General features: G+C 71.3%; 11 protein-coding genes. 5 read left to right on the top strand and 6 right to left on the bottom strand.

From position 1 onward, the window contains the following. Positions 1-31: 31 nt before the first annotated feature. Positions 32-1591, bottom strand: coding sequence for an MFS transporter (locus tag ACFYZE_RS24455; protein ID WP_388997869.1), 1560 nt, complete (start codon positions 1589-1591; stop codon positions 32-34). A gap of 61 nt (positions 1592-1652) precedes the next feature. Here ACFYZE_RS24455 and ACFYZE_RS24450 point away from each other — a divergent pair, with 61 nt between their 5' ends. Beyond that, positions 1653-2615 (top strand): helix-turn-helix transcriptional regulator, encoded by a 963-nt coding sequence (locus ACFYZE_RS24450; protein WP_388997866.1) that lies wholly within the window; start codon positions 1653-1655, stop codon positions 2613-2615. A 37-nt stretch (positions 2616-2652) separates the two neighbouring features. Here the strand turns inward: ACFYZE_RS24450 and ACFYZE_RS24445 are convergent, their stop codons facing one another. Together ACFYZE_RS24445 and ACFYZE_RS24440 are read right to left on the bottom strand one after the other, a co-directional pair. After that, positions 2653-3249, bottom strand: coding sequence for a TetR/AcrR family transcriptional regulator (locus tag ACFYZE_RS24445; RefSeq protein WP_388998203.1), 597 nt, complete (start codon positions 3247-3249; stop codon positions 2653-2655). A gap of 338 nt (positions 3250-3587) precedes the next feature. Next, a complete protein-coding gene (locus ACFYZE_RS24440) occupies positions 3588-4586 on the bottom strand; it encodes an RNA polymerase sigma factor RpoD/SigA (RefSeq protein ID WP_388997863.1) in 999 nt (332 codons plus the stop codon). A 174-nt stretch (positions 4587-4760) separates the two neighbouring features. Between ACFYZE_RS24440 and ACFYZE_RS24435 the strand changes: the two genes are divergently transcribed. Then, positions 4761-5300 carry a GNAT family N-acetyltransferase gene (locus tag ACFYZE_RS24435; protein WP_388997860.1) on the top strand — a complete coding sequence of 180 codons (540 nt, stop codon included), beginning with the start codon at positions 4761-4763 and terminating at the stop codon, positions 5298-5300. 13 nt (positions 5301-5313) lie between these two features. Here the strand turns inward: ACFYZE_RS24435 and ACFYZE_RS24430 are convergent, their stop codons facing one another. After that, positions 5314-6120 (bottom strand): dioxygenase, encoded by an 807-nt coding sequence (locus ACFYZE_RS24430; protein ID WP_388997857.1) that lies wholly within the window; start codon positions 6118-6120, stop codon positions 5314-5316. A gap of 133 nt (positions 6121-6253) precedes the next feature. Here ACFYZE_RS24430 and ACFYZE_RS24425 point away from each other — a divergent pair, with 133 nt between their 5' ends. After that, positions 6254-6757 (top strand): MarR family winged helix-turn-helix transcriptional regulator, encoded by a 504-nt coding sequence (locus ACFYZE_RS24425; RefSeq protein ID WP_388997854.1) that lies wholly within the window; start codon positions 6254-6256, stop codon positions 6755-6757. A gap of 202 nt (positions 6758-6959) precedes the next feature. Here ACFYZE_RS24425 and ACFYZE_RS24420 read toward each other — a convergent pair whose 3' ends face one another. After that, entirely contained in the window at positions 6960-8486 is a 1527-nt protein-coding gene (locus tag ACFYZE_RS24420) for an MFS transporter (RefSeq protein WP_388997851.1), read from the bottom strand. A 131-nt stretch (positions 8487-8617) separates the two neighbouring features. Continuing rightward, on the bottom strand, positions 8618-9262 hold the full coding sequence (locus ACFYZE_RS24415) for a TetR/AcrR family transcriptional regulator (protein ID WP_388997848.1): 645 nt from the start codon (positions 9260-9262) through the stop codon (positions 8618-8620). A gap of 310 nt (positions 9263-9572) precedes the next feature. Between ACFYZE_RS24415 and ACFYZE_RS24410 the strand changes: the two genes are divergently transcribed. Together ACFYZE_RS24410 and ACFYZE_RS24405 are read left to right on the top strand one after the other, a co-directional pair. After that, positions 9573-10844: a M6 family metalloprotease domain-containing protein gene (locus tag ACFYZE_RS24410; protein ID WP_388997845.1), complete on the top strand. Its 1272-nt coding sequence runs from the start codon at positions 9573-9575 to the stop codon at positions 10842-10844. Positions 10845-10943: 99 nt separating this feature from the next. Then, on the top strand, positions 10944-12608 hold the full coding sequence (locus ACFYZE_RS24405; RefSeq protein WP_388997842.1) for an IclR family transcriptional regulator C-terminal domain-containing protein: 1665 nt from the start codon (positions 10944-10946) through the stop codon (positions 12606-12608).

Here is a 12608-nt window from a genome sequence, read left to right as displayed (position 1 = left end):
CGCTGTGTGCTGCGCCGGCTTGCGGGCTCGGCTACCGGGCTGCCCCGACGGGTTGCACGCCGTCCGCGGGGTGTGTGCGGTTGCTCGCGCCGTTCCCCACGCCGCTGTCGGGGCGCTCAGCGGCACCGCCCTCGGCATGCTGCGCCGGCCGCTTGGGCAGCGCGAACATCAGCAGGAAGATCACGATCATCACCGCTGCCACCCACCCGAGCGCGTGCTGGAAGGCGTGCACGAAGGCCGGGCCCACCTGTGCGGGGGTCAGCCGGTCACCGATCTCGCCGAAGAAGACCACCGACACGAGCCCGAGGCCGAGCGCGTTGCCCATCTGCTGCACCGTGTTGATCAGACCGGACGCCGATCCGGAGTGCTCGCGGGGCACCTCGGACAGGATCGCGTCCGTCAGCGGGGCGACGATCAGCCCCATGCCCACGCCCATGACCACCAGCGGCAGCGCCATCTGCCATGAGGCGATCGACTGGCCGTACCGGTGGGCCTCCGCCATGTAGAGAAGGACGCCCGCCGCCATCACCAGCGCACCCGCCTGCAGCACCCTGCGGCCGAAGCGCGGGACCAGCTTCTGCACCGACATCCCGGCCGCGGTGGAGACCGCGATCGAGAACGGCACGCCCGTCAGTCCGGCGCGCAGCGCGCTCCAGCCGAGGCCCACCTGCATGTACAGCGTCCAGACCAGGAAGAAGACGCCGAGGCCGACGCCGAACACCGTCTGCACCGCGATGCCCGCCGCGAAGCTCTTCACCCGGAACAGGGACAGTTCGACCAGCGGGGAACCGTCGCGCTCGGTCTTGCGCTTCTCGTACGCCACCAGCGCCCCGAAGACGACGAGCGCGCCCGCCATCGACGCGTATCCCCACAGCGGCCAGCCCAGTTCCCGGCCGCGGGTGAGCGGGTAGAGCAGCATCAGCAGACCGAGCGTGACCAGGGTGACTCCGACGAGGTCGAGGCGCAGCGCCCGCGGAGCCTTCGACTCGGTGATGAAGCGCCGGCCGAGGACGTACGCGGCGACGCCGACCGGCAGGTTGATCAGGAAGATGGGCCGCCACTGAAGCCCGAACAGGTTCCACTCGGTCAGCAGCGCGCCCAGGAGCGGCCCGGAGACGGCACCCAGCCCGACGATCGCGCCGAACAGGCCGAAGACCTTGCCCCGCTCGTGCGCCGGGAAGGTGGCGTGCACGATCGACAGCACCTGCGGCACCATCATCGCGGCCATCGCGCCCTGCAGGATCCGGGAGGCGACGAGCATCTCCGGGTTCGCGGCGAACCCGCACAGCGCCGAGGCGAGCGTGAAGCCGCCGATGCCGATCAGGAAGAGGCGTCTGCGGCCGTGGATGTCGCCGAGTCGGCCCCCGGTGATGAGTCCCGCGGCGAAGGCGAGGGCGTAACCGGCGGTGATCCACTGGATCTGGCTGAACGAGGCGCCCGCATCCCGCTGGATCGACGGGATGGCGATGTTGACGATCGTGACGTCGACGAGGTCCATGAAGGCCGCGGTCATCACGATCGCGAGCGCGAACCAGCGTCGGCGGTCGCCCGCGCCGGCCGTACTGCTGCTGAGTGTCTGGGTGGAGGTCATGTCCGGAAGCTAGGAGTGCATTAGGTCAGATCACGTCCTAGTTCTCCGGCATCCTCGACACATGACAACCGACACTCCGGCCCGGCTCCTCCAGCTGCTCTCCCTCCTGCAGACACCGCGCGAGTGGCCCGGCGGCGAGCTCGCCGAACGGCTCGGGGTGTCCCGGCGCACCGTGCGGCGGGACATCGACCGGCTGCGCGAGCTGGGCTACCCCGTGGAGGCCAGCAAGGGTGCCGACGGCGGTTACCGGCTGGTCGCCGGGAAGGCGATGCCGCCGCTGGTTCTGGACGACGAGGAGGCCGTGGCGATCGCCGTCGGGCTGCGGGCGGGCGCCGGGCACGCGGTGGAGGGCGTGGAGGAGGCCTCGGTACGGGCCCTGGCCAAGCTGGAGCAGGTGCTGCCGAGCCGGCTGCGCCACCGCGTCACCACGCTCCAGGCCGCCACCACCGCTCTGGCCAGCGGCGACGGGGCGAGCATCGCACCGGAGACGCTCACCGTGATGGCCTCGGCGATCGCGGGCCGGGAGCGGCTGCGGTTCGCGTACCGCTCCGGGGACGGCACACCGTCGCGGCGCCTGTCGGAGCCGTACCGGCTGGTGTCGACGGGGCGCCGCTGGTACCTGGTCGCCTACGACCTCGAGCGTGAGGACTGGCGGACGTTCCGGGTGGACCGGGTCGCCGAGCCGTTCGCGACAGGTGCCCGGTTCGCCCCGCGGGAGCTGCCGACCGGGAGTGCGGCGGAGTACTTGAGGCAGTCGGTGTACCGGCGGCAGGAGACCTACGAGTTCGAGGCGACGTTCGCCGCCCCCGCCGACTTCGTCGCCGCACGCACACCCCGGTGGGTCGGCGCCCCCGAGCCGCTCGACGAGCACAGTTGCCGACTGCGGGGTGTGGCGAGCGACTCGGTGGAGTGGCTGGCGGTACGGCTCGCACTGGTGGACTGCGAGTTCACGGTGCACCGCCCGGCCGACCTCGTCGCTGCGGTACGGGACCTGGGGGCGCGGCTGAGCCGGGCGGCCGGGTGAGGCGACGGCCGGGTGAGACTGCGGCTGAGCCGCTCTCTCACGGGGAGTTCGGCTCAGCTGTCCACGGGAAGTCCCGCAGGGCGTCCAGGTTGCGCACGGCGAGTGCGGCGGGCCCGCCCGGGCCGCCGGCCGGTGCGTCGCCCGCGGCCCAGCTCTCCACCGCCACGCGCACGGCGGCACTGGCGACGGCCGCAGCGAACCGGAGGGACGGGGTGACCTGACCCGACGTCCCGTCGCCCGCCCGCGCCGCGAGCACCTCCGCCAGCTCCCGCTCGGCCGCCTGACAGATCTCCGCCCACACCTTGGTCAGCGCGGGGTGGGACTCGGTGAGGCGCAGCAGCGTGCGGATCCACTCCAGGGACGTGGCGGACACACCGGTGCCCGGAGTGAGGGTGTGCCGCACCGCGTGGTGCAGGGCGTCGGCGACGGCGAGGCCGGCGGGGGCGTCGCGGACGGCGTCGGTCCACCGGTGGGCGCCCGATGTGAAGAGCGGCGCGAGCGCTTCCTCCTTGGTCGCGAAGTAGCGGTAGAAGGTGCGCGGGGCGATCCCGGCGGCGCGGGCGATGTCCTCGGCGCGGGTGGCACGCAGACCGTTCGCCATGAACAGTCCCGCGGCGGCCCGGGCGATCTCCATACGGGTCGCCGTCTTGCGCCGCTCGGTCAGGGACGCGCCTGGTGCGGTACTGCTCACCTACGGCAGGTTATGCCGCTGTGGCACAATCTGCCATCCGGGCCGCCCCGGGGTTCAGGTCCGGGGCGGCCCGTCGACGTGCCCCCAGCCGTGGCCGGACATACGAAGAGCCGGACCCCGGCGCCGGGGGGGAGTGGCGCCGGGGCCCGGCCCGGGGAGAGTCCCGGCGCCGGGGGGAGTGCGTCGGGACTCGGCTCTGTGGATGCGAACCGTGCGGTCGCGGGACCCGGAGGTCTTGTGCCCCGGACCCGCGTGTTCGATGCGGGGCAACTGCACCGTCGTTACGCAGCCGCGTCGAAGCCGGTCTGGCGGGCCAGCTTCTTCAGCTCGAGCAGGGCGTGCTTCTCGATCTGGCGGATGCGCTCACGGGTCAGGCCGTGCTCCTTGCCGACCTCCGTCAGCGTGCGCTCCCGGCCGTCCTCGATGCCGTACCGCATCTTGATGATCGAGGCCGTGCGGTCGTCGAGCCGGCCGATCAGGTCGTCCAGCTCCTCGCTGCGCAGCAGCGTGAGCACCGACTGCTCCGGCGACACCGCGGAGGTGTCCTCGAGCAGGTCGCCGAACTGGGTCTCGCCCTCGTCGTCCACCGACATGTTCAGCGAGACGGGGTCACGCGCCCAGTCGAGGACGTCGCTGATGCGCTCCGCCGACGAGTCGAGCTCGGCCGCGATCTCGGCGGGCTCGGGGTCCCGGCCGTTCTCACGGTTGAACTCGCGCTGGACACGGCGGATGCGTCCCAGCTCCTCGACCAGGTGGACGGGCAGCCGGATGGTGCGCGACTGGTCGGCTATCGACCGCGTGATCGCCTGACGGATCCACCAGGTGGCGTAGGTGGAGAACTTGAAGCCCTTGCGGTAGTCGAACTTCTCGACGGCGCGCACCAGGCCCGCGTTCCCCTCCTGGACCAGGTCGAGCAGCGGCAGGCCACTGCGCGGATAGCGGCGCGCGACGGCGACGACCAGTCGGAGGTTGGAGCGGATGAAGATCTCCTTGGCCCGCTCCCCCTCGGCGACCAGGGCCTCGAGCTCCGCACGGGTGGCATCCGCCTTGGCCTCCTCCTCGCCGTCGAGGATCTGCCGTGCGAACACGCCCGCCTCGATGATCTGTGAGAGCTCGACCTCCTTGGCGGCGTCGAGGAGGGGCGTACGCGCGATCTCGTCGAGGTACATACCGACCAGGTCGCGGTCGGCTATGTCGCCCTGGGCGCGAACACTGCTTGCCGCGGCGTCGATGGTTTCGCCCTCGGCGGCCTGGCGACGGGCGACGGCACGGGTTGCCATGCGTGCTCCCTTGCGATGGTGGGCTAGCGGATGGTCTGGTAACGATTCGGCCACCCTTCCGGGTGCCCGGCATCCGAAGGAAACAACGACTGGAATCCGGACAGAATTCCCAACCCGCCCCTCATTTTTTCTGATCATGCAGTACCCTGTCTCGCCACACTGAGAGGCGGGGCAATGGCAGAGCGTAGGCGCCTGCAGGTCAGGCCGGGAGCCGAGGGCGATCTCCAAGCTCTCACGGACATCTACAACCACTACGTGCGTGAGACGCCGATCACATTCGACACCATGCCCTTCACGGCCGAGGACCGCCGCCCCTGGCTCCTCTCCCACCCTGAAGACGGGCCGCACCGGCTGATGGTTGCCGCGGACGCCGAGTCACAGGAGATCCTGGGGTACGCCACATCCAGCGCCTTCCGCCCGAAGCCGGCGTACGCGACCTCGGTGGAGGTCACGATCTACCTCGCCCCGCACGCGACCGGCCGCGGCGTGGGCGGGCGCCTCTACAGCGCGCTCTTCGAAGCCCTGGCGGGCGAGGACCTGCACCGCGCGTACGCGGGCATCGCCCAGCCCAACGAAGCGTCCGTGCGTCTGCACGAACGCCTCGGCTTCCGCCACGTCGGCACCTACCGGGAGGTGGGCCGCAAGTTCGGGCGGTACTGGGACGTGGCCTGGTACGAGAAGGACCTCCAGCAGGGCCTCGATCAGGACGCCTAGTCCCCGGCCACCGTCATCCGAACTGCACCGACCGCTTCGCCATTCCCATCCAGAAGCCGTCGATCACGGACCGCTGGGCGTCGAGCTCACCGCCGGCCTCCGCCGCACCCATGGTCACGAACAGCGGGGCGAAGTGCTCGGTGCGCGGGTGGGCGTACCGGCCGGCCGGGGCCTTGTCCAGGAAGTCCAGCAGGGCGTCCCAGTCGCGCGCCTCCAGGGCGCGGCGGCCCCAGTCGTCGAACTCCGAGGACCAGGTGGGCACTCCCCCGCCCGCGTGCCGCAGGGCTGCCAGGTTGTGGGTGAAGAAGCCGGAGCCGACGATCAGGACGCCCTCGTCGCACAGCGGGGCCAGCTTGCGGCCGATCTCCATCAGCTTCACCGGGTCCAGTGTCGGCATGGAGATCTGCAGGACCGGGATGTCGGCCTCGGGGAACATCTCGACGAGCGGGACGTACGCGCCGTGGTCCAGGCCGCGGTCCGGGATGTCCTGGACGGGGGTGCCGGGGGCGCGCAGCAGCTTGCGGACGGCGTCGGCTAGCTGCGGGGCGCCCGGGGCCTCGTACCGCACGCGGTAGTAGTGCTCGGGGAAGCCCCAGAAGTCGTAGACCAGCGGGACGGTGCGCGTCGCGCCGAGGGCGAGCGGGGCCTCCTCCCAGTGGGCGGAGACCATCAGGATCGCCTTGGGGCGCGGCAGGTCGGCGGACCAGGCGGCGAGCTGGCCGGGCCAGATCGGGTCGTCGGCCAGCGGGGGCGCACCGTGGCTCAGATAGAGGGCGGGCATGCGCTGGGGCGCGATGCGCTCCTCGACGGCGGCGGACATGACGGCGGCTCCCTTCGTGCGGCAACGGTGCGACGTGCCCCTGAAGACTGATTGCTTGAAATCTCAAGCTGTCTGCGACGAGGTTACGCTCCGCTTGTTTAAATTTCAAGAAGGCGCCTCGTACAGTGGAGTCATGAAGACGGCACCCGCTGAGGACACCCGCTGGCTCACCGATGAGGAACAGCGCACCTGGCGTGCGTACATGCACGCCGTCACCCTTCTCGAGGACCACCTCGACCGCCAGCTGCAGCGCGACGCGGGCATGCCGCACGTCTACTACGGACTGCTCGTCCAGCTCGCCGAGGCACCGCGGCGGCGGCTGCGGATGACCGAGCTGGCCATGCGGGCGAAGATCACGCGCTCCCGGCTCTCGCACGCCGTCGCGCGCCTGGAGAAGAGCGGCTGGGTGCGGCGCGAGGAGTGCCCCTCCGACAAGCGCGGGCAGCTCGCGGTCCTCACGGACGAGGGGTACGAGGTGCTGGCACGCACCGCGCCCGGCCATGTGGCGGCCGTGCGCCAGGCCCTGTTCGACCGGCTCACCCCCGAGCAGCAGAAGTCCCTGGGCGACATCATGGCGATCATCGCGGAGGGGCTGCAGCCCAAGGAGGCGGGGGCGGACCTGCCCTGGCTCCGCTGAGCCGCGGGGCGGACACTCGCAGACGGGCCCGCCCCGCCGACACCGGACACGGGTCCGCCCCGACCCCCGGACACGGGTCCGCCCCGGCCCCACCGGATCGGCGGAGCCGGGGCGGACCCCCTTCAGACGTACGGCCGAGACGTCCCCTTCCTCGTCCGTACCTTTGTGCTCGGTTCTCTACGGGTACCCCTGCGCAGGCGCCTCAGTGGGCGACCACCGGGACGGCCACCTCGTCCTCGACGCCCTCACCGGAGGCGACCGGACCGGAGTCCGGGCGGCCGGCGTTGACGAAGGTGACGACGATGACGGCAGCGAGCACCAGCATCCCGACGGCGAACCAGATCGCGTTGGTGTAGCCGTGCACCATGCCCTCCATCTGGACCAGCTGCTGCTGCGGCTTGGAGGTGGCCGTGGCGATGTGGTCCTTGATGTACGAGGTCGTCGCGGAGGCGGCGATCGTGTTCAGCAGGGCGGTGCCGATCGCGCCGCCCACCTGCTGCGAGGTGTTGACCATCGCGGAGGCGACACCGGCGTCCCGGGGCTCGACGCCCAAGGTCGCCAGGGACATGGCCGGCATGAACGCCGTACCCATGCCGAGGCCGAGCAGCAGCATCGACGGCAGGACGGTCGAGGCGTACGACGAGCCGATCTCCAGCTGCGTCAGCAGCAGCATGCCGGACGCGGCGACCAGGAACCCGGGGCCCATCAGCAGCCGGGCCGGGACACGGGTCATCAGGCGCGTGCCGATCTGGGTCGAGCCGACCATCATGCCCGCGATCATCGGCAGGAAGGCGAAGCCCGTCTTGATCGGCGAGTAGCCCTTGATGACCTGCAGGTAGTAGGTCAGGAAGAGGAACGTGCCGAACATCGCGATGATGGCGATGCCGAGCGAGAGGTAGATGCCGCCGCGGTTGCGGTCGGTGACCACGCGCAGGGGCAGCAGCGGGGCCTTGACCTTGGCCTCGGTGATGACGAAGGCCAGCAGGAAGACGGCCGACGCGACGAACAGGGAGACGGTCGTCGAGTCGCCCCAGCCGTCGGACTCGGCGCGGGTGAAGCCGTAGACCAGCGAGACCAGACCCAGGGTGGACAGGACGACGCCGGGGATGTCGAGCGGGGAGCGGTTGCGGCCGCCCTCCGGCTCACGGATGACGAAGTACGCGCCCAGCGCGGCGACCACGGCGAACGGAATGTTGACGAAGAACGTCCAGCGCCAGTCCAGGTACTCGGTCAGCACACCGCCGAGGATGAAGCCGACGGCGCCGCCGCCACCGGCGATCGCGCCGTAGATGCCGAACGCCTTGGCACGCTCCTTGGCGTCCGTGAACATCACGGCGAGCAGGGAGAGCGCGGCCGGGGCGAGCATGGCGCCGAAGACACCCTGGAGGGCGCGGGCGCCGAACATCATCGCGCCCGTGGTCGCCGCGCCGCCGAGCGCGGAGGCGGCGGCGAAGCCGGTCAGGCCTATGACGAAGGCCCGCTTGCGGCCCCACAGGTCGGCGATCCGGCCGCCGAAGAGAAGGAGGCCACCGAAGGCGAGGGCGTAGGCGGTGACGACCCACTGCCGGTTGCCGTCGGATATCCCGAGGTCCTGCTGGGCGGACGGAAGGGCGATGTTCACGATGGTGGCGTCGAGGACGACCATCAGCTGGGCGAGCGCGATGAAGACGAGCGCCCTCCAGCGGTTGGCGTCAGGGACGCCTGGGGCCGTTGAGGCAGTTTGAGACATGGGGGTACCCACTCCGGGACGTCGTAGAGGAAAAAGGTGACGGTTGGTGACGGCTCGTCGTCGTTGACGGCCGGAAGCTCTGCTGTGAGGGATGACTTGGGTGGAGCGCGGAACTAATCGCTACGGATCGCTCAGGACTGGCGCAGCTCCTCCATGGTCACGGCCGTGCCCGGCAGCGTGGAGCGGGCCGGCGCCCGCAGACCGTCCAGGAACAGCTGAAGATGGCGGTGGACGAAACGGTCGGCACTGAAGCACACGGTGCCGGCCGGGGGCCGGCTGAGCTGGGCCACGGCGACCATCAGGTCACCGACGCCCACGTCGGGGCGGAGCGTGCCGGCCGCCTTGGCGCGGTCCATGACCTCCTGGACGAGCCGCTCGATGCGCTCGCGGGCCGCTTCCAGGTCCGGGTGGTGCTTGTCGAACGTGTCGGAGAGCATCGGGCACAGCGCGCTGACCCGCTCGTCGGCGGCGGAGTGCGCGAACTTCTCCAGAGCCTCGAACGGGTCGGTGTCCTCGGCCAGCGCCTGTTCCGCCACCTCGGAGGTGCGGTCCATGACCGAGCAGACGACCTCGCGGACAAGGGCGTCGCGGTCGGGGAAGTTGCGGTACACCGTGGCGTTGCCGACACCGGCCCGACGGGCGATCTCGTCGAACGGCACGTCGGGGCCGAACTCGACGAACATCTCCCGGGCGGCGGTGACGATCCGCTCCCGGTTGCGCAGGGCATCGGCTCGGGGCCGGGACGCCCGTCGCTGCACGGGGGTGGCGGTCTGCACGGCGTACTCCTGGGTGAGTGGATGAGTGATCGCGATCCGGGGATTCAGTCCCCGCTTCGCGCGGACACAGGACTAAACGGGGAATCGGTCCCCGGTTATTTCGCCAACACGGGCCGATTTCATGTGACCTGCGTCACACTGTATCGACGCCGGGTGACCCCACACCTCCCCGCTTCCACCGTCACCCCTCCCCCACCTCCCAACCCCTCGTTCGGCCTCTCCCAGCGCGCGTGCCAGCACCCCGCAGCACAGGGTGATCGCAAGGGTGCAGCCGGTGAGGCGCGGCTGCCTTGGAGCGAAGGGCCACCGCATGCAGTCGTCCCGCCGCCGGATACGCCCGGGCCGCGCCGCCTCGCTCGCCTCGGTCACCGTCCTGACGCTGGCGGTCTCCACCTCCGCCGGCCCGGCACATCTGACGACGGGCTCCGCGGCGGGTCCCATAGCCCCGGCCCGATCCTCGACGCTACGCCCCTGCATGCTCCACGGTCACAACCGCGTGCTGATGCCGGAGAGCATCCCCAGCCCCTCCGGCTACGCCCGCTCCACCGGAACCGTCCACGCCCTGAACCTGATGGTCGACTTCTCCGACGCGCCCGGCCAGGGCAGCGCCCTCGACCGGCTCGCGGAGTTCGTCCCGCAGACCCGTCAGTGGTTCGCCACCAGTTCCTACGGCCGCCTCGACTACCGCACCGACGCCCCGATACGCCACTGGCTGCGCATGCCCAAGCCGTTCAGGGCGTACGGCATACAGCGCGGCGCCCCCTTCGACCCCGGCTACCGCGAACTGGTGCAGGACATCGTGACCGCCGCCGACCCCGAGGTCGACTTCCGCCACTACGACCTGGTGAACGTGCTCGTCACCCCGAACGCCGGCCCCTCCGCCCTGGACACCGTCCTGTCGGTGACCTTCGCAGGCAACGCCGAGGCCCCGGTCGCCGACGGCGTCCCCGTCTCCAACGCGTCCTTCATCTACAGCCGCCAGGACGACGGCTCCGGCTCCTACTCGCAGACCGGCTTCCGGGTCCTGCCCCACGAGAACGGCCACATCTTCGGGCTGCCCGACCTCTACACCCAGGAGGGCGGCGCCGCCGTCGGGCACTGGGACATCATGAGCGAGGACTGGGGCGCCGACAACGACATGCTCGCCTGGCACAAGTGGAAGCTCGGCTGGCTCGACGACTCCCAGATCGCCTGTGTGGCCGCGCGCGGCTCCGGGCAGTACACGCTGACCCCGCTGGCCCGCGCCGGCGGGGTCAAACTGGTCTTCCTGCCGCTCAGCTCCAGGGCCGGCTACGCCCTGGAGCTGCGCACCCGAGAAGGCAACGACGCGGCGGTGTGCCGGCCCGGCATCCTCGTCTACCGCGTCGACGCGGACGTCGACACCGGCAACGGCCCCATCCAGGTCTACGACTCCACACGCGACAGCGGCGGCTGCACCCGCAGCCCGAACGTGCACGCCGAGCTGTCCGACGCGCCGTTCGTACCCGGGCAGAGCTTCGCGGACCCCAAGGAGGGAATAGTCATCACCGTCGAGGCGAAGGACCCGTCCGGCGACTACCGGGTCCGGGTGACCCGGCGCTGACGCACCCGGAAGGGTCCACCGAAGGCATACGGGGGTCGGGACGCCCTGCGCCGTATGTGAACACGGCGCAGGCGGCCGGCCCCGCATTACCGTGACCCCATGCTCCCGAACGTCACTCCGGCCCCGGACACCACCGCCCCCGCCGAAGCCGTCGCCCCCCTCATGCGCGGCCTCAAGGTGCTGCGGCGGCTCACCGACGCCGACGGCAGCTGCAGCCTCAGCGCCCTGGAGCGGGCCAGCGGGCTCGCCCGGTCCACGGTCGACCGGATCACGGGGACGCTCGCCCGTATGGAGTACGTCCGGCTGGACGGCCGGGACGTCGTGCTCGCGCCGCGGCTGATGGAGCTGGGCAACGCCTACCTGGCGGCGCTGCGGCTGCCGAAGCTGCTGGACGCGCACGCGGACGCGCTGGCCGACGAGCTGGACGAGTCGGTGTCGCTCGCGGTCGCCGACCTGGACGGCATCCGATTCATCCATCAGGCGACCCGGCGCCGCGCGATGTCGCTGAGCTTCCGCATCGGCGATCTGCTTCCCGCGGAACGCACCGCTCCGGGCCCGCTGTTCGCGACCGAGTGGGACGAGGAGGACTGGGCGCGATGGCACGCGCGGCGGGCGGCGGACCCCGAGGACCGCCACTTTCCTGCGGTGCCGGCGCGCAGCCGCCCGCTCGACGGCTCGGACCACTCGGTGGGCGACGACTTCAAGGAACGCACCGGGCAGGCGCGGGTCCAGGGATGGGCGCTGGACGACCAGTTGATCGAGCCGGGCCTGGTGGCGCTGTCCCTGCCCGTGCGGGAGGAGGACGGCAGGATCGCCTGCGTGATGAGCGTGGTGAGCCACACCAGCCGACACACGGCGGACGATCTGCGCCGGTCACTGCTGCCGCGGCTGCGCACGGCGGTCGCGGCGATGGAGCGGGAGCTGCGCGAGGCGCCGCCCGCCGTACCCACCGCGCCCTCCGGGCTCGCGGCCTGGACGGGGGCGTCGAAGCAGGAGCTGGGACGCGAGTTCGTGGAGTCACTGGCCCGCGGGCTGACGGTGATCACGTCGTTCGGGGAGGGCCGCTCCGAGCTGACGCTGACGGAGGTGGCCGAGGCCACGGGGCTGGCACGGGCCACGGCACGGCGGGCGCTCATCACGTTGGAGCACCTGGGTTACGTCACCGTGCACGGCCGCTTCTTCCGGCTCACCCCGCGTGTACTGGGACTCGGCTTCCCACCGCTGTCGCGGACGACCCTGTCGGACATCGCGACCCCGCATCTGACCGCCCTGTCGGACCGGGTGCACGAGTCGACGTCATTGGCGGTGCTGACCGGCGACGACATCCAGTACACGGCCCGGGTGGCCCCGAACCGCATCATGACCGTCAACATCACGGTCGGCGCCCGGCTGCCGGCCTACGCGACCTCGCTGGGCCGGGTGATGCTGGCGGACCTGCCTGAGCCGCCGCTGCCCGAGCCGGCCCCGATGACGCGGCTGACGGTCACGGACCCGGCCGAGCTGACGGAGGTGCTGGAGCGCGTACGGCGAGACGGATTCGCCCTGGTCGACGGGGAACTGGAGGAGGGGCTGCGGTCGATCGCGGTCCCGGTGCGGGAGCGCGGGGGCCGGGTGGTGGCGGCGGTCAACGTGGCCATGCACAGCAGCCGCCGTACGCCCGAGGAGTGCGTGACGGACATCCTGCCGCAGCTGCACGCGACGGCGGCGCGGATCGAGGCGGACCTGCGGGTGGCGGGGCGGTTCCGGAGGGTGCCGAGCACCTGA

It is taken from the genome of Streptomyces sp. NPDC001796 (genome assembly GCF_042892355.1).
In the GTDB taxonomy this organism is placed as follows: Bacteria; Actinomycetota; Actinomycetes; order Streptomycetales; family Streptomycetaceae; genus Streptomyces.
The sequence above is the reverse complement of the archived record's forward strand: the minus strand, read 5'-3'. Positions and strand labels throughout refer to the sequence as shown.

Excerpts from the sequence above, each read along its gene's own strand:
- ACFYZE_RS24455 (WP_388997869.1), bottom strand. The coding sequence starts at position 1,591 with ATGACCTCCACCCAGACACTCAGCAGCAGTACGGCCGGCGCGGGCGAC.
- ACFYZE_RS24450 (WP_388997866.1), top strand. The coding sequence starts at position 1,653 with ATGACAACCGACACTCCGGCCCGGCTCCTCCAGCTGCTCTCCCTCCTG.
- ACFYZE_RS24445 (WP_388998203.1), bottom strand. The coding sequence starts at position 3,249 with ATGGAGATCGCCCGGGCCGCCGCGGGACTGTTCATGGCGAACGGTCTG.
- ACFYZE_RS24440 (WP_388997863.1), bottom strand. The coding sequence starts at position 4,586 with ATGGCAACCCGTGCCGTCGCCCGTCGCCAGGCCGCCGAGGGCGAAACC.
- ACFYZE_RS24435 (WP_388997860.1), top strand. The coding sequence starts at position 4,761 with ATGGCAGAGCGTAGGCGCCTGCAGGTCAGGCCGGGAGCCGAGGGCGAT.
- ACFYZE_RS24430 (WP_388997857.1), bottom strand. The coding sequence starts at position 6,120 with ATGTCCGCCGCCGTCGAGGAGCGCATCGCGCCCCAGCGCATGCCCGCC.
- ACFYZE_RS24425 (WP_388997854.1), top strand. The coding sequence starts at position 6,254 with ATGAAGACGGCACCCGCTGAGGACACCCGCTGGCTCACCGATGAGGAA.
- ACFYZE_RS24420 (WP_388997851.1), bottom strand. The coding sequence starts at position 8,486 with ATGTCTCAAACTGCCTCAACGGCCCCAGGCGTCCCTGACGCCAACCGC.
- ACFYZE_RS24410 (WP_388997845.1), top strand. The coding sequence starts at position 9,573 with ATGCAGTCGTCCCGCCGCCGGATACGCCCGGGCCGCGCCGCCTCGCTC.
- ACFYZE_RS24405 (WP_388997842.1), top strand. The coding sequence starts at position 10,944 with ATGCTCCCGAACGTCACTCCGGCCCCGGACACCACCGCCCCCGCCGAA.